The following is a 24,069-nucleotide window of genomic DNA, read 5'->3' as shown; positions in this document are numbered from 1 at the left end:
ACCAAAAGCTGTGGATAACAGTTGTTAAAACGTTTTCCGACTAAACGCCCCCAGGAAAGCGCCAAGTCGGAACGGAAATCAACCACATGTTAGGGTGATGAGCTATTAAAGAGTAAATAAATTTCTAAGTAAAGATAAATATATTGCCTTTCTTCAAATGACATAACTGACAAATACGGTTCATATATTGTCGTAGTGGATTTGAAAGAAGAAAGGGTGAAAGCGTGAGCAACCGTATAGTTAAATGGCTCGTCTTATTTTGTACGATATTACTTCTGTCGGCATGTGGTACAGCCTCTCAGGAAAAAGTGTTGAAGAAAGTTAATGGTAAATGGGCAGACACAAATGGTTATGAGTTGAACGCTACGATGGAGATTAAATCAGGTGGAGAGCCGAGAAAATATGATGTAACAGTTTGGCATACGAAGCCTGATTTCTATCGAGTAGAAGTGGTGGAAAGTGGGAAAGATGTTTCACAAATGATAGTGCGAAATGCAGATGGAGTTTTTGTAGTCACACCTACGTTAAACAAAATGTATAAATTCCAAAGTGATTGGCCAAAGAAAAATAGTCAGGCTTATTTAATAGGCGCACTAGCAGAAGATTTAGCTGAAGATAAAAATTTAGTCATGAAAGAGGAGGACAAAGCATATATATTTGAAGCGGCTACTAGAAATAGCTATAAAAATAGTATGCCTCATCAAGTGATAACAGTTGATAAGAAAACAATGCTCCCAACTTCCGTAGTAATTATGAATGATGTAAAAGAAGAGCAAATCCGTATCACATTTAAAAATATTAAATTAGGTGTCCAACACGCAGCTAAAGAGTATGCGGTTGAGCAATTTACGGAAACAGATGAAACAAAAGGTGAACAAGCTGCCCCACCTGCAAAAGATAGCAAAGACAGCAAAGAGAACAAAGAGAGCACAGAGAATAAAGATGGCGAAGACGGCAAAGAGAACAAAGAGAGCACAGACAACAAAGACGACAAAGATGAAAAAGAAGGAAAAGAAGCAGTAGGTGCAGAAATCGAGTATAAAGAGTTCCAGACACACTACCCTGTTGTAAATTGGGCGAAGATGGCAGAGGAGAAAGTCATTCGAGAGGATGGAATGGAACGTGTCATCTTAACATTCGATGGTGATAAGGCATTTACGGTAATGCAACAACCAACTACGAAAGAGACTGCTATGTTACCAGTATCATCTCCTGGTGATCCGGTAGATTTAGGCTTTACAATTGGGGCTATTACAGATACATCTATTAGCTGGGAAAAGGATGGCGTCGCATTCTTTGTAGCGTCAAATAAATTGACTCGTGAAGAAATGGTGGAAGTTGCTACTACTATGACGATAAGTAGTATGAAGTAATGTTATGTTTTTCTAGCTACAGCTTTCTATATAAAGAAAGCTGTAGCTTGTTAAGTAAAATAGTACAGTTTTGATTAAAATTAACACTGTTTAGAAAGTGTTAAGTCATATATTATATGGTAGAAGTTATGTGAAAGAAAAGTCTAAAATAGAACAACTTATGTACAGTAGTAGAAAAAAGGCAATTTAGGCAATACATAATGTTTTAATAAAAAATAAAGAGGGTATTCTAATGAAGACACAGCAGTATTTTAGACCGACCAAAGCAATTGTGAACTTACAAGCAATCCAACAAAACGTAAAAAATTTGAAAAAGCTACTTAGACCTAATGTTCAAATTATTGCTGTCGTAAAGGCAAATGCATACGGTCATGGAGATGTAGCTGTTGCTAAAGCGGCACTTGATGCTGGCGCAACAATGCTGGCCGTGGCAACACCCGACGAAGCATTACATATTCGAGCACATTTTGAAGAACCAGACATACTAATATTGGGTGCCTCTCCAGTTTCGTTTGTACCATATGCTGCCCAGCAGCGCATAATTCTTACGGCATTTTCAAGTGAATGGGTACAACAAGCGGCTCCGTTCATAGCTGATGAAGCAAATCCTTTACGACTACATATAAAAGTAGATAGCGGAATGGGCAGAATTGGCGTTCGTTCAGAGCAAGAGTTATTGGATCTTTATCAAACAATACAGAATACAGTGAATATGGAGCTAGATGGGATATTCACTCATTTTGCAACTGCAGATGAGGAAGATACATCATACTTCAATAGACAGGTACATTTTTTTGAAAAATGTGTAACTGTATTGCCTGAAAAGCCTAGACTTGTCCATGCATCAAACACGGCTACATCCTTAGTGAAAGATGCGCATTTACAATTTGACGCCGTCAGATATGGTATTTCAATGTATGGATTATCACCATCTCCCCATGTAGAAGGTATTTTACCATTCCTATTACAGCCAGCGTTTTCACTCGTGAGTGAGCTAGTACATGTAAAACAATTACAAGCAGGTGACTCAGTTGGCTATGGAGCTACATTTGTGGCCCCTGCTGATATGTGGGTGGGGACAATACCAGTAGGCTATGCTGATGGAGTCATTCGCAAATTAGGTGGACAAGAAGTATTAATTGATGGACAAAGAATGCCGATTGTAGGACGAATTTGTATGGACCAATGTATGGTTGCCTTGCCAAAAGCATATGCTATAGGTGAGAAAGTAACACTCATTGGTCGTCAAGGACAGGATGTTATTTCAATGAATGAATGGGCAGCGAAGCTTGAAACCATTAATTATGAAGTACCATGCATTATTACAGCAAGAGTTCCTAGATTATACATTGATCTTTAGCCTCATCCGAGAAGAAGTTATTTCTCTACAGAGGAAAAGAATTTTGTATAAGCGGTCTTAAATAGCTACTATACCAAAGCTAACTAAAGAACTTGGTGAATAAACTACTACTGGAGAAAATATTAATTTATTGAAACGCTGAGCATTCACAATTGGTGACATATTACAAGGTGAATGAATCGGCATATACCTTCGACAACCAACATAATTTTACAACTTGGACTTTAAATTGTCAGATATTTTGTCATTTCGTGTCTTTTCAACAATATCTTTCAATGGTAGAATGGGTAGTAATGAAAAGTGGATGGTTCCGTTGGAGGTGCTTACTGTGTACGAGAAAAAGTTAAGAGAAGCTACAATTGCTGTTCAAGACAGACTATTTCTACAAACAAAGGAAGTAATTGAAAGTGAATCTTTTGCGCGTATTTTGTCGCGCAAAGTTTTAATGCAGGAGCAACCAAATCAAATACGGGAAGCTATGATGAAAGGATATGTTGAAATGTCTCATATTAATCTGACCATTGCAAGTGAATGCTTGCATGCAGAATATGAAGCACAACATACGGTGGAGCGTCTCGTTAGCGGGGGATGACACTTTGAATGTAAAACGTGGTGACGTTTTTTTTGCAGATTTATCGCCGGTAGTTGGGTCCGAGCAAGGGGGCACAAGGCCGGTGCTGATTATTCAAAATGATATTGGCAATCGATTTAGTCCGACTGTCATCATCGCAGCTATTACTGCACAGATTCAAAAAGCAAAGTTACCGACGCACGTTGAAATCAATGCTGAAAAGTATGGTTTTGAACGTGACTCGGTTATTCTGCTCGAGCAAGTGCGGACGATTGATAAATCAAGATTAACAGATCGTATTACGCAACTTGATCATGCTGTGATGGAAAAAGTTGATGGCGCATTGATGATTAGTTTAGGGCTTGTTAAATTTTGATATACATATGTGTATAGAGGCATCGGGATGATTTTTCATCTCGATGCTTTTTTGTATTGTACCCTCAAATACTTCATTACCATAAATTGAAATCACTATTCAAAAATGGTATTAATAGATTTAAGATATACTCAAGATCTATTCTTAAAATAGATTTTTGAAAAAAATATCGAGGGGTTTAAGAAAATATACTTAGAATTTTATAAGAATCCAACTAAAACCTGTTCTTGATTTAAAAAGTATTGTTGGTATGAAAGCATCCTCCTGGAGTGGAATGTGTAATCAAGTACACATTTTGGTGAGAGCCTTTTAGAAGATAAATAAATTAAGTATTTAGTCAAGCAGGTCGAAGAAAAGTGTAAGAGTATAACTCCGAAAGGAATTGGGGGGACAGCGGTGACAACTAGGTCTTCGGTTGAAATTATTACTGAGTGGGATATAGTAGCAGCAAGACAACTGGGGCGTGACGAAGCAAAGGCACTTGGATTTGGCACTGTTGATCAGGCTCGAATCACCACAGCTATTAGTGAGCTAGCTCGAAATATATATTTATATGCAAGGATAGGTGTCATTGAAATTGAAAGAGTTGAGACGGACACTGAAAAGAAAATAGTTGTTATTGCAACTGATCAAGGCCCGGGAATAAAAGATGTTCGGAAAGTGATGGAGGATGGCTACTCCACTTCAGGAGGGCTCGGTGCAGGTATACCAGGCATTAACCGATTGATGGACAGTATAGTTATTCAATCGGTTATCGGAGAAGGTACGACGATAAGGGCTGAAAAACGGTTGCGTTAGGATGTGAAAATGTTGAAACAATTAGAATCTCAATATAAGAAGATTTTGTCGGATTACATGGTCAATCAAACTGAAAAGAATTTGTATATCGCTCAAAATTTCACTCGTCAATTAATCCAAAAAAACATTTCACCTGAGGATGTTGTAAGTATTCATAAAAACGCAGTTGAGAAGATCTTTCCAGATAGAATGGATGAAGAACATCCCGCATATGATTTTCTTATCGAAGTAATGGTGCTTTATGGAATGGCACATAGAGAGCATCAAAGCCTCTTACAAATACAAGCAGAGTATGAAATGGAAATGAAAATTGCTACAAACATTCAAAAAACATTACTTAAAACCGTCGTTCCACAACTATCAAGTATTGATATAGGAATGATATCGATTCCGATCCGCAAGATGAATGGAGATTATGTGCATTTTTTACATGATCGAGAGAATTATTTAAGTGTAGCTGTGACAGACGTTGTCGGTAAAGGCGTTCCGGCTGCATTATGCATGTCAATGGTGAAGTATGGCCTTGAAATGATTGAATATGCTTATAAAGATCCTTCGCATGTATTAGAGGTCATCAATCGAGTAATTGAAAAAGGTGTAGACGACAGTATGTTTGTTTCCATGTTTTACGGTTGCTTGGATATACAAAATAGTATTTTTTCATATGCTTCTGCAGGTCATGAGCCACCGCTACATTATAGTGCTAAACATAATGAATTTTTTCCTTTGGAAGCAAAAGGATTATTATTAGGTGTGTTGTCTGAAACAAAATACTCGTATAATGAAATTCTTTTAGAAGATAAAGACATCGTAATAATGATGACAGATGGTGTTACTGAGTTCAGATCGAGGGATGAATTGAATTCACGAGAGATCATTACGTCATTGATAAAGGAGAACAAGCATGTATCAGCTCAGCAGTTATGTAATCTTCTTTATAAGCAAATTGAAAAAATACAGGATTTTAAACTATCAGATGATTTTACAGTAGTTATTATAAAAAAATAGATATTTAGGTTTAAGTTTTTGCAATTACGGGAAAAGAAGAACAGTCTAACAAATATGGTGGAGGTGTACTGTATGGACGTGGCAATACATTTTAAAGAACTTGATAATAAATTATATGGATTTATTGAAGGCGAAATAGATACTTTTACTGCTTCAGGTCTAAGAGAGGAATTAGAGGCGGTGAAAATTAAGGAAGGATTAGAAATAGAGCTTAATTTATCTAAAGTTAATTATATGGATAGTACAGGGCTAGGTATTTTTGTAGCCTTTTATAAAAGAGCATTACGTGAAAATGGTAAAGTAAAGCTTGTTGGTTTATCGAATAGATTGCAAAGATTATTTGAAATTACTGGTTTAAGCGACTTAATGGATATTGAAACTGATAAAAAGGTGGAATTAAGAAAATGAAGGAATTTGATTATATAGAAATAAGGGTTCCTGCAAAACCGCAATTTGTCAGTGTGATTCGGTTAACGGTTTCTGGCTTAGCTAGTCGTATTGGTTTTAATTATGATGATATTGAGGACTTAAAAATCGCAGCGAGTGAGGCGGTGACGAATGTTGTACATCATGCGTATAAGGATGATGAAGAAGGCGAGATCGTCATTGGTTGCGCTTTGTATGAAAATAAAATAGAAATGATGATTGCAGATTACGGCAATAGTTTCAATTTTGAGGAGATAAAGTCGAAAATTGGTCCGTATCATCCTGAAGAAAGTATCGCGGGGCTACGCGAAGGTGGTTTAGGACTTTATTTAATGGAAACTTTGATGGATGAGGTGATGATAAATAACGATGGTGGCGTAACTGTTTTCATGACAAAGTATGTCGCTAGAGAGCAGGTGAAAAAAAATGTCGAAAGAATCACTACATAAATCTTCATCCAAGGAAGACATACTAAGGTGGATTGCGTTGTACCAGTCGACGGAGGATGATGAAGCTCAAACAAATTTAGTGATTCATTATCGATATTTAGTGGAGTCTATTGCACGTAAATATTCGAATGGTACATCTAGTTATGATGATATTACTCAAGTAGGTATGCTGGGGTTGCTAGGTGCAATAAGACGTTTTGACCCTAATTTTGGTCGAAGCTTTGAAGCGTTTGCTGTACCAACGATTGTTGGAGAAATTAAGCGCTTTTTACGTGATAAAACTTGGGATGTTCACGTACCAAGACGGATAAAAGAGTTAGGACCGCGTATTAAAGCAACTGTAGAAGCACTGACAATTGAGTTGCAGCGTTCTCCATCTATTAAGGAAATCGCGGATCAATTAGAAGTGGAAGAGGAAGAAGTTTTAGAGGCAATGGAGATGAGTCGTAGTTATCATGCTCTTTCTATGGATCATTCAATAGAGTCAGAGTCTGACGGTAGCACAGTAACGCTATTTGATATTACGGGTAAAGAAGATGACGGCTATGAAATGACCAACAAAAGAATACTTGTTTCTGATGCAATGAGTGTTTTAAATGAGAGAGAAAAACAAATAATTCAGCTTACATATTTAGAGCAACTCACTCAAAAAGAAGTTGGAGAACGATTAGGAATTTCTCAAATGCATGTATCTAGAATGCAAAGGAAGGCAATAAAGAAATTACAGGAAGCTGTCCTAACAAGCGGTGGGGTTTCGCTCTAAAATTTTTTTGGGGAGAGGGGCTGACCTGAAAATAATGATATTGGAGGACTCCTGTTGTTGTCGCAGATACAAGTAATAGCATGAGCCGAGTAGGAAGTGTTAGCGAAAAAAAGCCTCTTCATAATTAAATGAAATAGTTTACTCTTCCGTGAGGGTAGACTATTTTTTTGCATTTTTAGTAAAGTGTAATGGTAAAATGAAAAGAAAAAAGGTAGTGATGATGTGGAACAAAAGCAAATGCTACAGCTTATTGCAAAGGATGTAGCTATCAAGCCAGGTCAAGCCGAGGCTGTTATCAAATTATTAGAAGAAGGAAACACCGTGCCATTCATCGCACGTTATCGAAAAGAAGCTACTGGATCCCTTGATGAGGTACAGATTAAAGCTGTAGAGGATCGTTATCACTACATACAGCAGCTTGAGCAACGCAAAGAAGAGGTTATACGATTAATTCAGGAACAAGATAAACTAACACCAGAACTAGAACAAGCTATTCAAGCGGCAACTGTATTACAACGTGTAGAGGATTTATATCGACCTTATAAACAAAAACGCCGAACAAAGGCGACGATAGCGAAAGAAAAAGGATTAGAACCTCTTGCAGATCTTCTATTAGAGTATCGTAGTGATGCTTTAGAACAGTTAGCAATGGCTTTTGTAGATGAAGAGAAAGTTGCTAACGTAGAGGATGCATTAGTTGGGGCGCGAGATATTTTAGCAGAGCGCTTTGCTGATGACGCGGCAATCCGTGAAAAAATTCGTACGTATTCCCGGAAAGATGGAGTACTCGTAACAAGTGTAAAAAACGCAGAGTCAGACGAAAAAAACGTTTTCGAAATGTATTACGAATATGAAGAGCCTGTAAATCGTATTGTCCCTCACCGTATTTTAGCTGTAAATCGTGGTGAGAAAGAAGAAATCTTAAAAGTGGCGATTCATGTACCGATAGATCGAGTATTGATGATTATGTGGAAGGAATGGATTCCTGCTACAGGCTCCTCTCCAGCCATTGCTGAAGTAAAGCTAGCGATAGAGGATTCGTACAAGCGTCTAATTCAGCCTTCTATAGAACGAGAGTTACGAAATGAACTTACAGAAAAGGCAGAGGCGCAGGCTATCCACATTTTCTCTGAGAATTTACGTAATCTTTTATTACAGCCCCCAATGAAAGGGAAGTATGTATTAGGTGTTGATCCAGCGTACCGTACAGGCTGTAAGTTAGCTGTTGTAGATGAAACAGGGAAAATGCTAGAGGTTACAGCCATTTATCCACACCCTCCAAAACCAGATGTAGCAAAATCTAAAGCAATTGTGAAAAATATTTTAGCAAAATATCCAATAACTATAATAGCTATTGGTAATGGTACTGCCTCACGAGAAACAGAACAATTTATTGTAGATGTATTGAATGACCTTGAAACTGATGTAGCCTATGTTATTGTCAATGAAGCGGGGGCATCTGTTTATTCAGCATCTGATATAGCGCGTGCAGAGTTTCCGGATTTACAGGTAGAACAGCGTAGTGCCGTTTCTATTGCACGTCGTTTGCAAGATCCGTTGTCGGAGTTAGTGAAAATTGAGCCAAAAGCAGTTGGGGTAGGTCAGTATCAGCATGATGTCTCTCAAAAGAAATTGACTGAGTCCTTAACATTTATAGTAGAAACAGCTGTTAACCAAGTTGGTGTTGATGTGAATACAGCCTCAGCTTCACTATTACAATATGTTTCCGGATTATCGAAAACAGTTGCGGAGAATATTGTGAAGGTTCGAGAGGAAAATGGACAATTTACTACACGTGCTCAACTCAAGAAAATCCCAAGACTTGGTGCCAAAACGTATGAACAAGCAATTGGTTTCTTACGTGTTCCAGAAGCAAAAAATGCATTCGATGCTACGGGCATTCACCCTGAAAGCTATAGTGTCGCAGAGCAGATTTTAGAGGTTGCACAAATTGATAAAAAAGAGATAGGGACGCAGAAGGCAGAGGAAGCCATTGCAAAACTAGATGAAGAAAAATTAAGTGGAATTTTAGATGTTGGGGTTGTCACAATACAGGATATTGTGGATACATTAATGAAACCGAGCCGCGATCCACGTGATGCATTCCCTCAGCCTCTGTTGAAAACAGATGTATTAAAGATGGAAGATTTACAAGTTGGGATGGAATTGCAAGGTACAGTGAGAAACGTAGTTGATTTCGGAGCATTTGTAGACATTGGAGTGAAGCAGGATGGGCTTGTGCACATTTCAAAATTACAAAAAAGACGTATTAAACATCCATTAGAGGTTGTAGCGCTCGGTGACATTGTGACGGTTTGGGTAGAACAAATAGATGTCAGTAAAGGACGCATTTCATTAACAATGCTTCCTCCTAAAGATCAAACTATCGAAGCGTAATCAATTTCGCCTTGGCGTAATTGTAGCTGACGCTTCGCTTTCGCTACAAAAAACATTTGCTGAATGAAGATCTTTAATCAGTGGGAGTTTTCTTCATCCCTACTGATTATTAGACTTCACCAATCGGGCTTTTACGGGCAGTTAACTCCCACCTAACTTCTTTGCTTTCGCTGAATTTTGAGATGGGAGTCTTGCACCTGATGCTTCGCTTTCAGTACAGATAAATTACTGCCCGTTAATGCGGGATAAATTAGTACCACACTGTCTATACTACACAGTGTGGTATTCTTGTTGTAGAGGTGATATAGATATGAACAACGAGGAACTACAAAATCTTGTTAGTCGAATATCATTAGAAAGTTTCCAGAAGCCATTTATGCATCAGGCATTTTTTAATTCAAGGTTACGATCAACAGGTGGACGTTATTTATTACAATCGCATAATATTGAAATTAATCCAAAAGCATATGAATTGTATGGTATTAGAGAAGTAGAGGGGATAGTTCGACACGAATTATGTCATTATCATTTACATTTGGAAGGTAAGGGGTATCAACATCGAGACAAAGATTTTCGAGAGTTATTAATAAAAGTGAATGCACCTCGTTTTTGCTCAGTATTACAAACCCCGAAGACTTCTCAAAAAAAACAACGTCGTCTTTATACATATACATGTGTAAAATGCCAACAATTATATGTAAGAAAAATTAGAATGAATGTGGAGAAATACTGCTGTAGCAAATGTTTAGGACGTTTGAAACTAGTGGAATAAAAAAACTTAATAAAAAGGGTTGACGTTTACTGAAGATGTCCCTATAATAGTAAAAGTCGACAAGAAAACGACGACAAAACATATGGATTATTCCGAAGTAGCTCAGTTGGTAGTAGCACCTGACTGTTAATCAGGTTGTCGCAGGTTCGAGTCCTGCCTTCGGAGCCATGGCCCCTTGGTCAAGTGGTTAAGACACCGCCCTTTCACGGCGGTAACACGGGTTCGAATCCCGTAGGGGTCATTTCATTAATTTTATTTATGAAAACATAGTAACATTGGTCCCGTGGTGTAGCGGTTAACATGCCTGCCTGTCACGCAGGAGATCGCCGGTTCGATCCCGGTCGGGACCGCCACTTATTGGGGTATAGCCAAGCGGTAAGGCAACGGATTTTGATTCCGTCATGCCTAGGTTCGAATCCTAGTACCCCAGCCATTCAATTCTTAATTTGAGCCATTAGCTCAGTTGGTAGAGCATCTGACTTTTAATCAGAGGGTCGAAGGTTCGAGTCCTTCATGGCTCATCTCTTTAAGAAAAAAAGTTGACTTTTATGATTATTATAGTATAATAAAAAAGTTACTAATTGAATGCGGTCGTGGCGGAATGGCAGACGCGCTAGGTTGAGGGCCTAGTGGGGGCAACCCCGTGGAGGTTCAAGTCCTCTCGGCCGCACCAAGTCAATTCTCAAAAATATATGCGCCCGTAGCTCAATTGGATAGAGCGTCTGACTACGGATCAGAAGGTTGTGGGTTCGACTCCTGCCGGGCGCGCCAAATAAATATTATTATATCGCGGGTGTAGTTTAATGGTAAAACCTCAGCCTTCCAAGCTGATGTCGTGAGTTCGATTCTCATCACCCGCTCCAAAAAAACTTTTGAAAACTTGTTGACATTCAAACCTTCGTGTTGTATGATATAAAAGTTGTCACTACAAGATGATGATATGAACCTTGAAAACTGAACAAGCAAAACGTAATCAATAAAGTTTCTAGTAGCTAACCTTGAGTTAGTGAACGAAACAAATTTTGGACATCAAACATGATGCCAGCAAAACAATTTGAGCTAATCAAATTTCTTTTATGGAGAGTTTGATCCTGGCTCAGGACGAACGCTGGCGGCGTGCCTAATACATGCAAGTCGAGCGAACAGAGAAGGAGCTTGCTCCTTTGACGTTAGCGGCGGACGGGTGAGTAACACGTGGGCAACCTACCTTGTAGTTTGGGATAACTCCGGGAAACCGGGGCTAATACCGAATAATCTATTTCACTTCATGGTGAAATACTGAAAGACGGTCTCGGCTGTCGCTATAAGATGGGCCCGCGGCGCATTAGCTAGTTGGTGAGGTAACGGCTCACCAAGGCAACGATGCGTAGCCGACCTGAGAGGGTGATCGGCCACACTGGGACTGAGACACGGCCCAGACTCCTACGGGAGGCAGCAGTAGGGAATCTTCCACAATGGGCGAAAGCCTGATGGAGCAACGCCGCGTGAGTGAAGAAGGTTTTTCGGATCGTAAAAACTCTGTTGTAAGGGAAGAACAAGTACAGTAGTAACTGGCTGTACCTTGACGGTACCTTATTAGAAAGCCACGGCTAACTACGTGCCAGCAGCCGCGGTAATACGTAGGTGGCAAGCGTTGTCCGGAATTATTGGGCGTAAAGCGCGCGCAGGCGGTCCTTTAAGTCTGATGTGAAAGCCCACGGCTCAACCGTGGAGGGTCATTGGAAACTGGGGGACTTGAGTGCAGAAGAGGAAAGTGGAATTCCAAGTGTAGCGGTGAAATGCGTAGAGATTTGGAGGAACACCAGTGGCGAAGGCGACTTTCTGGTCTGTAACTGACGCTGAGGCGCGAAAGCGTGGGGAGCAAACAGGATTAGATACCCTGGTAGTCCACGCCGTAAACGATGAGTGCTAAGTGTTAGGGGGTTTCCGCCCTTAGTGCTGCAGCTAACGCATTAAGCACTCCGCCTGGGGAGTACGGTCGCAAGACTGAAACTCAAAGGAATTGACGGGGGCCCGCACAAGCGGTGGAGCATGTGGTTTAATTCGAAGCAACGCGAAGAACCTTACCAGGTCTTGACATCCCGTTGACCACTGTAGAGATATGGTTTTTCCCTTCGGGGACAACGGTGACAGGTGGTGCATGGTTGTCGTCAGCTCGTGTCGTGAGATGTTGGGTTAAGTCCCGCAACGAGCGCAACCCTTGATCTTAGTTGCCATCATTTAGTTGGGCACTCTAAGGTGACTGCCGGTGACAAACCGGAGGAAGGTGGGGATGACGTCAAATCATCATGCCCCTTATGACCTGGGCTACACACGTGCTACAATGGACGATACAAACGGTTGCCAACTCGCGAGAGGGAGCTAATCCGATAAAGTCGTTCTCAGTTCGGATTGTAGGCTGCAACTCGCCTACATGAAGCCGGAATCGCTAGTAATCGCGGATCAGCATGCCGCGGTGAATACGTTCCCGGGCCTTGTACACACCGCCCGTCACACCACGAGAGTTTGTAACACCCGAAGTCGGTGGGGTAACCTTTGGAGCCAGCCGCCGAAGGTGGGATAGATGATTGGGGTGAAGTCGTAACAAGGTAGCCGTATCGGAAGGTGCGGCTGGATCACCTCCTTTCTAAGGATATTTTCGGAATACAAACCTAGGGTTTGTAAGATTACGTTTTGCGTTCAGTTTTGAAGGTTCATTCTTACGAATGAAATACTTCAAAACTTGTTCTTTGAAAACTGGATAAAACGACATTGAAATTGTAACAAACACATTTATTTTTTTAAGTTTTTTTATAGGCTTAATAACGAAGAAGGTTTCAAGACACGAGTAGTTCTAGGAAGCAATCGAGAGAAAGAAGGAGCGTACCTATGTACGTGACTGACTGAACGAGTGAAGCTGACGACGAAATGCGATGTGTATTGAAAGCTGTAGGTTAAGTTATTAAGGGCGCACGGCGAATGCCTTGGCACTAGGAGCCGAAGAAGGACGGCACTAACACCGATATGCTTCGGGGAGCTGTAAGTGAGCTTTGATCCGGAGATTTCCGAATGGGGGAACCCACTACGTTTAATCGCGTAGTATCTTGACGTGAATTCATAGCGTCTTGAAGGCAGACCCAGGGAACTGAAACATCTAAGTACCTGGAGGAAGAGAAAGAAAAAAATCGATTCCCTGAGTAGCGGCGAGCGAAACGGGAAGAGCCCAAACCAAGAGGCTTGCCTCTTGGGGTTGTAGGACACTCTATACGGAGTTACAAAAGAACGAGTTAGATGAAGCGACTTGGAAAGGTCCGCCAGAGCAGGTAAAAGCCCTGTAGTCGAAAGTTCGTTCTCTCCAGAGTGGATCCTGAGTACGGCGGAACACGTGAAATTCCGTCGGAATCCGGGAGGACCATCTCCCAAGGCTAAATACTACCTAGTGACCGATAGTGAACCAGTACCGTGAGGGAAAGGTGAAAAGCACCCCGGAAGGGGAGTGAAAGAGATCCTGAAACCGTGTGCCTACAAGTAGTTAGAGCCCGTTAATGGGTGATAGCGTGCCTTTTGTAGAATGAACCGGCGAGTTACGATTACGTGCGAGGTTAAGCTTTAGAAGGCGGAGCCGCAGCGAAAGCGAGTCTGAATAGGGCGAATTAGTACGTGGTCGTAGACCCGAAACCAGGTGATCTACCCATGTCCAGGGTGAAGGTGAGGTAACACTTACTGGAGGCCCGAACCCACGCACGTTGAAAAGTGCGGGGATGAGGTGTGGGTAGCGGAGAAATTCCAATCGAACCTGGAGATAGCTGGTTCTCTCCGAAATAGCTTTAGGGCTAGCCTCGTGATGAGAATACTGGAGGTAGAGCACTGTTTGGACTAGGGGGCCATCCCGGTTTACCGAATTCAGACAAACTCCGAATGCCAGATATTTATACACGGGAGTCAGACTGCGAGTGATAAGATCCGTAGTCAAAAGGGAAACAGCCCAGACCACCAGCTAAGGTCCCAAAGTAATCGTTAAGTGGAAAAGGATGTGGCGTTGCACAGACAACCAGGATGTTGGCTTAGAAGCAGCCATCATTTAAAGAGTGCGTAATAGCTCACTGGTCGAGTGACGCTGCGCCGAAAAATGTATCGGGGCTAAAACGATTCACCGAAGCTGTGGATTGACATCTATGATGTCAGTGGTAGGAGAGCGTTCTAAGTGCGTTGAAGTCAGACCGGAAGGACTGGTGGAGCGCTTAGAAGTGAGAATGCCGGTATGAGTAGCGAAAGACGGGTGAGAATCCCGTCCACCGTATGACTAAGGTTTCCTGAGGAAGGCTCGTCCGCTCAGGGTTAGTCGGGACCTAAGCCGAGGCCGATAGGCGTAGGCGATGGACAACAGGTTGATATTCCTGTACCACCTCCTCACCGTTTGAGAAATGGGGGACGCAGTAGGATAGGGTAAGCGCGCCGTTGGTTGTGCGCGTCCAAGCAGTAAGGCGTGTGTGTAGGCAAATCCGCACACTATAACGTTGAGCTGTGATGGCGAGTCCGTATGGACGAAGTTCCTGATTTCACACTGCCAAGAAAAAGCCTCTATCGAGGTGAGAGGTGCCCGTACCGCAAAACCGACACAGGTAGTCGAGGAGAGAATCCTAAGGTGTGCGAGAGAACTCTCGTTAAGGAACTCGGCAAAAATGACCCCGTAACTTCGGGAGAAGGGGTGCTCTTGAGCGTGCAAGCGCATGAGAGCCGCAGTGAATAGGCCCAGGCGACTGTTTAGCAAAAAAACACAGGTCTCTGCAAAAACCGTAAGGTGACGTATAGGGGCTGACGCCTGCCCGGTGCTGGAAGGTTAAGAGGAGTGGTTAGCGCAAGCGAAGCTGCGAATTGAAGCCCCAGTAAACGGCGGCCGTAACTATAACGGTCCTAAGGTAGCGAAATTCCTTGTCGGGTAAGTTCCGACCCGCACGAAAGGCGTAACGATCTGGGCACTGTCTCAACGAGAGACTCGGTGAAATTATAGTACCTGTGAAGATGCAGGTTACCCGCGACAGGACGGAAAGACCCCGTGGAGCTTTACTGTAGCCTGATATTGAATTTTTGGTACAACTTGTACAGGATAGGTAGGAGCCAGAGATCTCGGAGCGCCAGCTTCGAAGGAGGCGTCGGTGGGATACTACCCTGGTTGTATTGAAATTCTAACCCATGCCCTTTAGCGGGGCAGGAGACAGTGTCAGGCGGACAGTTTGACTGGGGCGGTCGCCTCCTAAAAGGTAACGGAGGCGCCCAAAGGTTCCCTCAGAATGGTTGGAAATCATTCGTAGAGTGTAAAGGCACAAAGGGAGCTTGACTGCGAGACCTACAAGTCGAGCAGGGTCGAAAGACGGGCTTAGTGATCCGGTGGTTCCGCATGGAAGGGCCATCGCTCAACGGATAAAAAGCTACCCCGGGGATAACAGGCTTATCTCCCCCAAGAGTCCACATCGACGGGGAGGTTTGGCACCTCGATGTCGGCTCATCGCATCCTGGGGCTGTAGTCGGTCCCAAGGGTTGGGCTGTTCGCCCATTAAAGCGGTACGCGAGCTGGGTTCAGAACGTCGTGAGACAGTTCGGTCCCTATCCGTCGTGGGCGTAGGAAATTTGAGAGGAGCTGTCCTTAGTACGAGAGGACCGGGATGGACACACCGCTGGTGTACCAGTTGTCTTGCCAAAGGCATCGCTGGGTAGCTATGTGTGGACGGGATAAGTGCTGAAAGCATCTAAGCATGAAGCCCCCTCAAGATGAGATTTCCCATTACGCAAGTAAGTAAGATCCCTCAAAGACGATGAGGTAGATAGGTTCGAGGTGGAAGTGTGGTGACACATGGAGCTGACGAATACTAATCGATCGAGGACTTAACCAAAAATGTTTGAAACATTCAATGCACCGTTTATCCAGTTTTGAAAGAACAAAACCTTTCATTTTAGGGTTTCAAGATACGACGTATATTGAAAGCCAAAGAGAGCTTCAAGACACAAGTAGTACAAGGAAGCAAACGAGTGAATGAGGGAGCGTACCTCTGTACGTGACCGATTGAACGAGAGAAGCTGACGCAGTAATACGCCGTGTATTGGAGGTCGTCAATAGTCTAGTGATGATGGCAAAGAGGTCACACCCGTTCCCATACCGAACACGGAAGTTAAGCTCTTTAGCGTCGATGGTAGTTGGGGGCTTCCCCCTGTGAGAGTAGAACGTCGCTAGGCAATGAAGACAGTCAGCTGAGTGCTGGCTGTTTTTTTTTTATATAATGTGATTTGTACGACAATGGCTTTGTCGCTATTGCAATTTATTCCCACAGGATTAGCTATTATACACGCTGATTTCTAATAGAGTACAGCGACAACACACTAAATAGGAAAAAAAAAGTAACTACAACTTTGATGGTTTGTAGTTGCTCTTTTCATTTGTTTTAATATCGTTAAATAGTTTCGGTGATGAGATGAATCCGGGTTTAAGTTACATTTCAGCGGATGTCACGGAAATCGGGAAGGAGTGCTTTGTGCAAGCACAAAGCCGATTCCGGACGCAATTAAATTAAAATCATTAGAGTAGTTACCATACATACAACAATTGTATCAATGTAAATCGAGAAACCTTGTACGAATCCTTGTTTAGCTGGATAGGATACTTCAGAAGCTGCAGATAAGCTCTTTTGAAGTGTGTGATAACGTTTACACATTCTCTTGAAACGATGACATCATTTTCTCTTCATACTCCGCCGAAATCCGAAATATAAATACCCCTAGATCAACATAAAAATTATTATGTAGCCAATTCGAGTAAATATGTACTTGGAACGAACTCCTCATAAAATAGCTTGTGGAATCTACTTGATATACTTGTAAAAATCGATACCAAAAAAATAAAGAATATAAAATGAAAAAATATGAAAAAAATATAAAAAATATATTGCATGTAGTATTTCTCTATGATATATTTATAAATGTCTTAGAGAGGTCCCGTGGTGTAGCGGTTAACATGCCTGCCTGTCACGCAGGAGATCGCCGGTTCGATCCCGGTCGGGACCGCCATTATAAACGATAATATAGTTCTTATGATGTTATTAAATCATAAGGACTTTTTTTTATTTTTAACTTCTTTCAGCAAATGTTTCTGTAGCGAAAGCAAAGCGTCAGCGGCAAATATTTTCTGTTGCGAAAGCAAAGCGTCAGCTACAAGTACGCCAAGGCGAAATTGATAATATTTGTTGGGTATCAAATACAATATAAGATGGAGATGAATGCTCAACACTCCTGCAAAAAAAATTGGCTAGTCAAGACCCTGCAGTGTTTGTGTCAACAAACCGAGGAGGCATGGCAGTCAGTCGGTGGAAAGGGAGGGGCAGTCCCAGACCGTTTGAGGAAGCTACACATTGTACCTCTTACCCCAACATTTGATGTAGAGCCACAAAATTAAAAAGTTGGGTAATAAATCTAACAGGTGGAGCAATATACATAAAAATTAGGGTGGTATATTATCGATATCTCTAGTATGAAGGAGATGAGGAGGTATTATCATGAGAAATTATTATTACATAAAACGTCTTAATATAAGTTTGCTATTAGGTGCTGCTGTGATACTCATAGGTTGTGGAGACCCTATTTTAGACATTGAGCAGTCCAATGCGTATCACTGGCAAAAAAATATGAATGAAGCGGAATTTGGAAAATTAAAAGAAGGTATGACGTATATGGAAGTAGTGAAAATTGCAGGGGGAGCAGGAGAAATGAAGAAAAAAGATCAATACCGCTGGAATGATGAAATACTTATGACAAAAGCCTATATAGTACGATTTAAAGAAGATAAATTAATTGATAAAGAGGTTATTGAGCTAAAGGGTCATTCAAAAAGAAAATAAGACGTTTTCTATAAAAGAGAAGCGTGTTTAACTTCTTTCAGCACATGTTTCTGACTGTAGACAAACGCTACTTTGTTGCCTAGAGCTGCATGGTTTTTTAAAATTGGAAGATATCGCTATTTGGTATTTGATGAAGAGCGTTGAAACTGTCTCGTTTTCCATCAATAGTCTATGTGGTGAGGCTTGTCTTGGGGTGAAAATCAACCTTTGTTTATTGATACACATTAATTTCTATTTATTCTTTTGTTGACAAGCTGCAACAATTACGCCGAGGCGTAATTGTTTTTTTGAAAATCATTGGATGCTTTGAACATTTACGCTTGTTTCGGTAAACTAGAAGTAATGGAGCTAGGAGAGGAAAAAGAGATGATGTATGAAAAAATAATGAATTCACTTGACGATACTGAGCATTTTGCGTTGAAGCTAGCAAACTTACTAGAAGCCCAGGATACAATTACATTAGAGGGTGATTTGGGCGCTGGTAAGACGACATTTACGAAAGCATTAGCGAAGGGGCTTGGTGTAAAGAGAACGGTTAATAGCCCGACATTTACGATTGTAAAGCAATATGAGGGACGTTTACCATTTAATCATTTAGATGTCTATCGTTTAGCGGAAAGCGATGAAGACCTTGGATGGGACGAGCTATTTTATGGTGATGCAGTGTCTGTTGTTGAGTGGGCTCATTTAATTGAACAGGATTTACCACAGGAGCGTCTTGGAATTGAAATTTACCGAATCGGAGAAAATCAACGACGGTTTGTATTAACACCTCTTGGAAAGAGATATGAGGCATTATGTGAGGAGCTAATGAAATGATTTGGTTAGGGATTGAAACAGCGAATGCACCGCTTTCTATTGCTGTAGTAAGGGATGGAAAAGTGATTGCAGAAATTATACAAAATATAAAATTAACACATTCGGCAGGTGCGATGCCAGCCATTGAAGAAGTACTAGCTAAGGCGGGCATAAAGTCGAGCGAGTTGGATGCGATTGCTGTATCAGAAGGGCCTGGTTCTTATACCGGTGTACGAATAGGTGCGACGCTTGCTAAAACATTAGCATGGACACTGAAAAAACCTTTAGTTGGCATATCTAGCTTAAAGACATTGGCGGCAAATGCAGCACTATACGATGGGCTTATTTGTCCTATTTTTGATGCGCGAAGAGGCAATGTCTATACGGCAGTTTATAAAGGTTGTGAGCTTGAAGTGGTTATGGATGACTACCACGATCATATTGATGGCTTATTAGAACGTTTACAGGCTTTAGAGACACCAGTTTTATTTGTTGGAGCAGATGTAGATGTTTTTTGGCATAGAATCGAAGAGGTATTAGGTCATTATGCTCTGCGTACACCGTTTAGCAATGACTTACCACGAGCAAGTGAAACTGTCCGATTAGCGACAAAAGTAGAGCTACCAAGTGTGGATGCAGTTCATCACTTTGTCCCGCAATACAAACGTATTGCAGAGGCGGAGGCGAATTGGCTAAAGGAACAAAAGGAGAAGGCGCATGAGTAGTAATGTAACGTATCGTAAAATGGTATCTGATGATGTTCCAGCAGTATATGAAATTGAGCTTGCCACATTTCCTACACCATGGACGTTAGATTCCTTTTACTATGAAATGCATGAAAATCAGTATGCACATTATGTGCTAGCTGTAGATGAATACAATAGCATTATCGGTTTTTGCGGAATGTGGATGGTTATAGATGCAACGCAAATTACGAACGTAGCCGTTATAGAGGCAGCTCGCGGCCGAGGAATTGGTGAAGAATTAATGCGAGAGGCAATGCGTATTGCTCGACAGCATGAAATGGAAGTCATGAGTTTAGAGGTGCGAGTAACGAATACAGTTGCTCAAAATCTTTATCGAAAGCTTGATTTTCAAGATGGTGGCATACGTAAAGGCTATTATACAGATAACGGGGAGGATGCCCTTGTCATGTGGGTGAATTTATGATGGAAAATCGAATTATATTAGCAATAGAATCGAGCTGTGATGAAACAGCAGCAGCGATTATTCGAAATGGTTCTGAAATTGTTTCAAATGTGGTTGCTTCTCAAATAGAAAGTCATAAACGATTTGGTGGGGTTGTACCTGAAATTGCATCTCGCCATCATGTTGAGCAAATTACAGTGGTAATAGAAGAAGCATTAGCACAGGCAAATATGAAACCAGCTGATTTAGATGCGGTGGCAGTTACTGAGGGTCCTGGTCTTGTAGGTGCATTGTTAATTGGGATTAATGCAGCGAAGGCCTTTGCCTTTGCCAACAATTTACCGATTATCGGAGTACATCATATAGCTGGACATATATATGCTAATGCACTCGTGCAGCCAATGGAATTCCCATTGTTAGCCCTTGTCGTGTCAGGTGGTCATACAGAGCTAGTTTATATGAAGGAACACGGCTCTTTTGAAGTCATCGGTGAGACGCGAGATGATGCGGCTGGTGAGGCTTATGATAAGGTTGCGCGTGTCTTAAACTTACCGTATCCAGGTGGCCCGCGTATTGACAAGTTAGCACATGAGGGGGATGAGGCAGTAACCTTCCCAAGAGTGTGGTTAGAGGAAGATTCTTATGATTTTAGCTTTAGTGGCTTGAAATCAGCAGTGATTAATTATAAACATAATATGGATCAACGTGGTGAAGTAATTTCTCCGACTGCCGTTGCCAAAGGATTTCAGGAAAGCGTAGTGGAAGTGCTAACAGCAAAAACATTACGAGCAGCACGTGAATATAAAGTAAAACAGGTTATTGCAGCTGGAGGCGTAGCGGCTAATAAAGGCTTGCGCGCATCACTTGAGGCGGTATTTGCTGAAGAAGGTATACCGTTTTCCGTGCCACCATTAAAGCTGTGTACAGACAATGCTGCTATGATAGGTGCAGTAGCAGCACCTATGTATGAAGCAGGTGTTCGCGGTAATTTATCAATGAATGGTCGCCCTGGAATGGAGTTAAAGTCTTGGGTTTAACTTCTTTCAGAAGTTAAAGCCTCCGGCGGATGTCACAAAATCGGAAAAGAGTTCACATAGGATGTTAGCCTAAAATCATCGCATCCATGCGATAACGGCTAACTGACCTGCATCCTGTTGTTGCTGCCGCTTCGCTTTCGCACAGACAAAACCCTGTTGCTGCCGCTTCGCTTTAGCACAAAAAACATCTGCAGGCCTAAGCACAAAGCCGATTTCGGACGCAATTATGCTTAGGCATAATTGATTATAGAAAAAGAGGTATTTTAGATTTGATTCTAAAATGCCTCTTTTTTTGCTTTTTTTGTGAAAAAATGTTGAAAAAATTGTCTATAAGAAAATTTTGAATCCAATAAAAAGAGTTCAGTTGACAAATTTTTCAGAAAATTATCCACAGGTAAGGTGGAAATAAAACGGCGAACATCCGTACTTATGCACAAAATGTTGATAACTTGTGCATAACTTGTGATTATTCAATATATAGTAGTGTGTTTTACACAAAATGATGTGAATAAAATAATTTAAAATTGTGGACAATGTGGAAAAGTCTGTTGATATGTTGATATTACTAGATTTATTGTGTGTATAAAGCTGTGGGCATTTTTTGTCGAAAAATAGCACTTGACCAATATATATGAAAAATCGAGGCGAGTAAAGAAAAAAGCCATGCGACAAGGCACATGGCTTTACAAGTTTTATCCCGCATGAACGGGCAGCAATTTATCTGTACCGAAAGCGAAGCGTCAGGTACAAGGCTCCCATCTCAAAATTAGCAAAAGCAAAGAAGTTAGGTGGAAGATTAACTGCTCGTAAAAGCCCGATCGGTGAAGACTAATAATCAGTGGGGATGAAGAAAACCCCACTGATTAAAGCTTCACTTTATAAAATAATATTTTCAAGCTCTTCACTTAGCTCAAGCCATTCCATTTCGAATAACTCATGCTGTTCCTTAACAGTTGCTAATTCATCTTGAAGCTGTGTAATTTTTTCGTGGTCTGTGAAAATCTCGGGATCACAAAGAGCTTCTTCTAAACGAGCTATTTCAATAGTTACTTGCTGCATTTTCCCTTCTAGTTCTTCAAGCGTACGTCTGATTTGGCGCTCCCTTTTTTTAGCCTCTTTATCAATTTTAGAGGTAGAGATCTTCTCATGTACATCAGCTTGTACTTGCGGTTGAGCCGCAGCCTTCATTTGGGCAATTTCTAATAGCTCCTGCTTCTTCTCAAGGTAATAATCATAGTCACCTAGGTACTCAAAGGAACCATCGCCAGATAGCTCGATCACTTTAGTAGCGATTCGATTGATGAAATATCGGTCATGCGATACAAATAAGAGCGTTCCAGGGTAATCAATAAGCGCGTTTTCCAGTACCTCTTTACTATCTAAGTCTAAGTGGTTGGTAGGCTCATCGAGAATTAAGAAATTTGCCTTTTGCATCATCAACTTAGCTAATGCAAGTCTTGCTTTTTCTCCACCAGATAAAGACGACACAATTTTATCTACATCATCTCCACTGAATAAGAATCGCCCTAGCACTGTGCGAATATCCTTTTCAGTCATTAAAGGCCATTCATCCCATAGCTCTTTTAGAACACTTTTATTGCTCGATAGCTTTGCCTGCTCTTGATCATAATAACCAATTTGAACATTTGTACCATTGCGAATCTCTCCAGAGAGTGGTAGTAAATCTTTTACGATAGTTTTTAATAAAGTTGATTTACCAACACCATTTGGCCCAACAAGTGCAATGCGATCCTCACGGAAAGTGCGTAATGTGATACCGCTTGATATTTCCTTATCTCCATAACCTACCGCCAAGTCATCAATAGATAACACATCGTTACCACTTTGGCGTTCAATTGTAAAACCGAAGCTTGCTGATTTTTCATCGCCATCCGGAGATCCCATCCATTCTGTTCGTTCAAGCATTTTACGACGACTTTGTGCCATTTTAGTAGTGGAAGCACGAGCAATATTTTTTTGAATAAATTCTTCGAGCTTAGCTTTTTCATCTTGCTGACGTTCATATAACTTCAAATCACGCTCGTAATTTTTCGCTTTTTCATCTAAATAGGCACTATAATTGCCTGTATATTTTGTGACGCGGTGACGAGATACTTCGTAGACAATGGAAACAACCTGGTCTAAGAAGTAGCGGTCATGGGAAACAATTAAAATAGCTCCTTCATAGCCTTTTAAATATGATTCCAACCAAGAAAGGGTTTCAATATCTAAATGGTTAGTGGGCTCATCGAGTATTAATAGGTCAGGTTTACTTAAAAGAAGCTTAGCAAGTGCTAACCGAGTTCGTTGTCCCCCTGATAGTGAACTAATTGGTTTTTGGTAATCATCAGGGTAAAACTGCATGCCATGAAGAACAGAACGTGTATCAGATTCATACTGATAGCCACCCGCATCCTTAAAATTATGCTGTAAATGATCGTATTCAGACATTATTTTGGCATATAGAGTAGGATTTTCATAAACAGCAGGGTCAGCCATTTGTTGTTCTAATGACCGAAGTGCTTGTTCTTGTGTAATAAGCGGCTCAAAAATTGTCATCATTTCATCCCAAATCGACAATGTTGAGTTTAATCCAGCATGCTGCTCTAAATATCCAATTTGTACACCTTTAGGGATAATTATATCGCCAGAGTCATATGACATTTGTCCAGCAATTATTTTAAGTAAAGTGGACTTACCAGCACCGTTACGTCCTACTAATGCAACGCGGTCACGATGTTGAATCTCTAATTTTACGCCACTTAAAATTTCATCTGCAAGGAAGGATTTATATAGTTGATTGACCTGTAAAACAATCATTCTTGACACCTCAATTCCTCCTTAGTGTAATGGATGAGCGATTTGCTTGCAATGTCGATGCTTTACTTATTCTAAGCTGTCATGTAAGATTGAAACGATTTCCCTTT

The 24,069-nt window shown here is 41.2% G+C and carries 19 protein-coding genes, 9 tRNA genes and 3 rRNA genes; 28 read left to right on the top strand and 3 right to left on the bottom strand.

Annotated features, from left to right (window positions below; translation table 11 throughout):
* Positions 1-224: 224 nt before the first annotated feature.
* The 22 genes from FJQ98_RS23745 (at position 225) to rrf (ending at position 16,503) form a co-directional block, all read left to right on the top strand.
* Positions 225-1,373 (top strand): LolA family protein, encoded by a 1,149-nt coding sequence (locus tag FJQ98_RS23745; RefSeq protein WP_053594016.1) that lies wholly within the window; start codon positions 225-227, stop codon positions 1,371-1,373.
* Positions 1,374-1,605: 232 nt separating this feature from the next.
* Positions 1,606-2,733: an alanine racemase gene (alr, locus tag FJQ98_RS23740; RefSeq protein WP_053594017.1), complete on the top strand. Its 1,128-nt coding sequence runs from the start codon at positions 1,606-1,608 to the stop codon at positions 2,731-2,733.
* A 328-nt stretch (positions 2,734-3,061) separates the two neighbouring features.
* The gene (locus FJQ98_RS23735; protein ID WP_082340011.1) at positions 3,062-3,325 is read left to right on the top strand and encodes a hypothetical protein; all 264 of its coding nucleotides are present in this window, start codon (positions 3,062-3,064) and stop codon (positions 3,323-3,325) included.
* 4 nt (positions 3,326-3,329) lie between these two features.
* A complete protein-coding gene (locus tag FJQ98_RS23730; protein WP_008177055.1) occupies positions 3,330-3,680 on the top strand; it encodes a type II toxin-antitoxin system PemK/MazF family toxin in 351 nt (116 codons plus the stop codon).
* Between the two features lie 396 nt (positions 3,681-4,076).
* A complete protein-coding gene (locus tag FJQ98_RS23725; protein WP_053594019.1) occupies positions 4,077-4,478 on the top strand; it encodes an anti-sigma regulatory factor in 402 nt (133 codons plus the stop codon).
* A gap of 9 nt (positions 4,479-4,487) precedes the next feature.
* A complete protein-coding gene (locus FJQ98_RS23720) occupies positions 4,488-5,486 on the top strand; it encodes a PP2C family protein-serine/threonine phosphatase (protein WP_053594020.1) in 999 nt (332 codons plus the stop codon).
* A 72-nt stretch (positions 5,487-5,558) separates the two neighbouring features.
* Positions 5,559-5,894 (top strand): STAS domain-containing protein, encoded by a 336-nt coding sequence (locus tag FJQ98_RS23715; RefSeq protein WP_053594021.1) that lies wholly within the window; start codon positions 5,559-5,561, stop codon positions 5,892-5,894.
* Positions 5,891-6,361 carry an anti-sigma B factor RsbW gene (gene rsbW, locus FJQ98_RS23710; RefSeq protein ID WP_053594022.1) on the top strand — a complete coding sequence of 157 codons (471 nt, stop codon included), beginning with the start codon at positions 5,891-5,893 and terminating at the stop codon, positions 6,359-6,361. The genes FJQ98_RS23715 and rsbW overlap by 4 nt, the downstream gene beginning before the upstream one ends.
* Entirely contained in the window at positions 6,339-7,124 is a 786-nt protein-coding gene (gene sigB / locus FJQ98_RS23705) for an RNA polymerase sigma factor SigB (protein WP_053594023.1), read from the top strand. Before rsbW ends, sigB begins: the two co-directional genes overlap by 23 nt.
* 222 nt (positions 7,125-7,346) lie before the next feature.
* Complete coding sequence (locus tag FJQ98_RS23700) at positions 7,347-9,521, top strand: Tex family protein (protein WP_053594024.1); 2,175 nt, start codon at positions 7,347-7,349, stop codon at positions 9,519-9,521.
* Between the two features lie 310 nt (positions 9,522-9,831).
* Positions 9,832-10,293: a SprT family protein gene (locus FJQ98_RS23695; RefSeq protein ID WP_053594025.1), complete on the top strand. Its 462-nt coding sequence runs from the start codon at positions 9,832-9,834 to the stop codon at positions 10,291-10,293.
* 91 nt (positions 10,294-10,384) lie between these two features.
* Positions 10,385-10,461, top strand: a tRNA-Asn gene (locus tag FJQ98_RS23690).
* Position 10,462: 1 nt separating this feature from the next.
* Positions 10,463-10,534: transfer RNA gene (locus tag FJQ98_RS23685), tRNA-Glu, on the top strand.
* 36 nt (positions 10,535-10,570) lie between these two features.
* Positions 10,571-10,646, top strand: a tRNA-Asp gene (locus FJQ98_RS23680).
* A gap of 5 nt (positions 10,647-10,651) precedes the next feature.
* Positions 10,652-10,726: transfer RNA gene (locus FJQ98_RS23675), tRNA-Gln, on the top strand.
* Positions 10,727-10,741: 15 nt separating this feature from the next.
* Positions 10,742-10,814: transfer RNA gene (locus FJQ98_RS23670), tRNA-Lys, on the top strand.
* Between the two features lie 66 nt (positions 10,815-10,880).
* Positions 10,881-10,966, top strand: a tRNA-Leu gene (locus FJQ98_RS23665).
* Positions 10,967-10,987: 21 nt separating this feature from the next.
* Positions 10,988-11,064: transfer RNA gene (locus FJQ98_RS23660), tRNA-Arg, on the top strand.
* An 18-nt stretch (positions 11,065-11,082) separates the two neighbouring features.
* Positions 11,083-11,156 (top strand) — tRNA-Gly (locus FJQ98_RS23655).
* 210 nt (positions 11,157-11,366) lie between these two features.
* Positions 11,367-12,919: ribosomal RNA gene (locus FJQ98_RS23650) — 16S ribosomal RNA — on the top strand.
* 305 nt (positions 12,920-13,224) lie between these two features.
* A 23S ribosomal RNA gene (locus tag FJQ98_RS23645) occupies positions 13,225-16,163 on the top strand.
* A 224-nt stretch (positions 16,164-16,387) separates the two neighbouring features.
* Positions 16,388-16,503, top strand: a 5S ribosomal RNA gene (rrf, locus tag FJQ98_RS23640).
* Together the 16S, 23S and 5S rRNA genes with 8 tRNA genes alongside form the textbook arrangement of a ribosomal RNA operon.
* A 326-nt stretch (positions 16,504-16,829) precedes the next feature.
* On the opposite strand, the gene FJQ98_RS23635 is transcribed toward rrf, so the two are convergent.
* Positions 16,830-16,979, bottom strand: coding sequence for an alanine:cation symporter family protein (locus FJQ98_RS23635; protein ID WP_425492669.1), 150 nt, complete (start codon positions 16,977-16,979; stop codon positions 16,830-16,832).
* A 276-nt stretch (positions 16,980-17,255) separates the two neighbouring features.
* Here FJQ98_RS23635 and FJQ98_RS23630 point away from each other — a divergent pair.
* From FJQ98_RS23630 to tsaD, 6 genes are all read left to right on the top strand, one after another.
* Positions 17,256-17,331 (top strand) — tRNA-Asp (locus FJQ98_RS23630).
* Between the two features lie 485 nt (positions 17,332-17,816).
* Positions 17,817-18,158 carry a hypothetical protein gene (locus tag FJQ98_RS23625; protein ID WP_053594811.1) on the top strand — a complete coding sequence of 114 codons (342 nt, stop codon included), beginning with the start codon at positions 17,817-17,819 and terminating at the stop codon, positions 18,156-18,158.
* A 369-nt stretch (positions 18,159-18,527) separates the two neighbouring features.
* On the top strand, positions 18,528-18,977 hold the full coding sequence (gene tsaE, locus FJQ98_RS23620; RefSeq protein ID WP_082340082.1) for a tRNA (adenosine(37)-N6)-threonylcarbamoyltransferase complex ATPase subunit type 1 TsaE: 450 nt from the start codon (positions 18,528-18,530) through the stop codon (positions 18,975-18,977).
* Positions 18,974-19,681 carry a tRNA (adenosine(37)-N6)-threonylcarbamoyltransferase complex dimerization subunit type 1 TsaB gene (tsaB, locus tag FJQ98_RS23615; protein ID WP_053594813.1) on the top strand — a complete coding sequence of 236 codons (708 nt, stop codon included), beginning with the start codon at positions 18,974-18,976 and terminating at the stop codon, positions 19,679-19,681. The genes tsaE and tsaB overlap by 4 nt, the downstream gene beginning before the upstream one ends.
* Positions 19,674-20,126, top strand: a complete 453-nt coding sequence (gene rimI / locus FJQ98_RS23610) for a ribosomal protein S18-alanine N-acetyltransferase (RefSeq protein WP_053594814.1) — start codon at positions 19,674-19,676, stop codon at positions 20,124-20,126. The genes tsaB and rimI overlap by 8 nt, the downstream gene beginning before the upstream one ends.
* Entirely contained in the window at positions 20,126-21,142 is a 1,017-nt protein-coding gene (tsaD, locus tag FJQ98_RS23605) for a tRNA (adenosine(37)-N6)-threonylcarbamoyltransferase complex transferase subunit TsaD (protein WP_082340070.1), read from the top strand. Before rimI ends, tsaD begins: the two co-directional genes overlap by 1 nt.
* 75 nt (positions 21,143-21,217) lie before the next feature.
* On the opposite strand, the gene FJQ98_RS27370 is transcribed toward tsaD, so the two are convergent.
* Together FJQ98_RS27370 and FJQ98_RS23600 are read right to left on the bottom strand one after the other, a co-directional pair.
* On the bottom strand, positions 21,218-21,346 hold the full coding sequence (locus FJQ98_RS27370) for a hypothetical protein (protein ID WP_281399196.1): 129 nt from the start codon (positions 21,344-21,346) through the stop codon (positions 21,218-21,220).
* 672 nt (positions 21,347-22,018) lie between these two features.
* Positions 22,019-23,962, bottom strand: coding sequence for an ABC transporter ATP-binding protein (locus FJQ98_RS23600; RefSeq protein WP_053594882.1), 1,944 nt, complete (start codon positions 23,960-23,962; stop codon positions 22,019-22,021).
* Between the last annotated feature and the right edge of the window lie 107 nt (positions 23,963-24,069).

Origin of the sequence: Lysinibacillus agricola, assembly GCF_016638705.1 — a bacterium.
GTDB classification, from domain to species: domain Bacteria; phylum Bacillota; class Bacilli; order Bacillales_A; family Planococcaceae; genus Lysinibacillus; species Lysinibacillus agricola.
The sequence above is the reverse complement of the archived record's forward strand: the minus strand, read 5'-3'. Positions and strand labels throughout refer to the sequence as shown.

Excerpts from the sequence above, each read along its gene's own strand:
- tsaB (WP_053594813.1), top strand. The coding sequence starts at position 18,974 with ATGATTTGGTTAGGGATTGAAACAGCGAATGCACCGCTTTCTATTGCT.
- rsbW (WP_053594022.1), top strand. The coding sequence starts at position 5,891 with ATGAAGGAATTTGATTATATAGAAATAAGGGTTCCTGCAAAACCGCAA.
- tsaE (WP_082340082.1), top strand. The coding sequence starts at position 18,528 with ATGTATGAAAAAATAATGAATTCACTTGACGATACTGAGCATTTTGCG.
- FJQ98_RS23635 (WP_425492669.1), bottom strand. The coding sequence starts at position 16,979 with ATGTGTAAACGTTATCACACACTTCAAAAGAGCTTATCTGCAGCTTCT.
- FJQ98_RS23600 (WP_053594882.1), bottom strand. The coding sequence starts at position 23,962 with ATGATTGTTTTACAGGTCAATCAACTATATAAATCCTTCCTTGCAGAT.
- alr (WP_053594017.1), top strand. The coding sequence starts at position 1,606 with ATGAAGACACAGCAGTATTTTAGACCGACCAAAGCAATTGTGAACTTA.
- FJQ98_RS23625 (WP_053594811.1), top strand. The coding sequence starts at position 17,817 with ATGAGAAATTATTATTACATAAAACGTCTTAATATAAGTTTGCTATTA.
- rimI (WP_053594814.1), top strand. The coding sequence starts at position 19,674 with ATGAGTAGTAATGTAACGTATCGTAAAATGGTATCTGATGATGTTCCA.
- tsaD (WP_082340070.1), top strand. The coding sequence starts at position 20,126 with ATGGAAAATCGAATTATATTAGCAATAGAATCGAGCTGTGATGAAACA.
- FJQ98_RS23715 (WP_053594021.1), top strand. The coding sequence starts at position 5,559 with ATGGACGTGGCAATACATTTTAAAGAACTTGATAATAAATTATATGGA.
- FJQ98_RS23695 (WP_053594025.1), top strand. The coding sequence starts at position 9,832 with ATGAACAACGAGGAACTACAAAATCTTGTTAGTCGAATATCATTAGAA.
- sigB (WP_053594023.1), top strand. The coding sequence starts at position 6,339 with ATGTCGAAAGAATCACTACATAAATCTTCATCCAAGGAAGACATACTA.
- FJQ98_RS23720 (WP_053594020.1), top strand. The coding sequence starts at position 4,488 with ATGTTGAAACAATTAGAATCTCAATATAAGAAGATTTTGTCGGATTAC.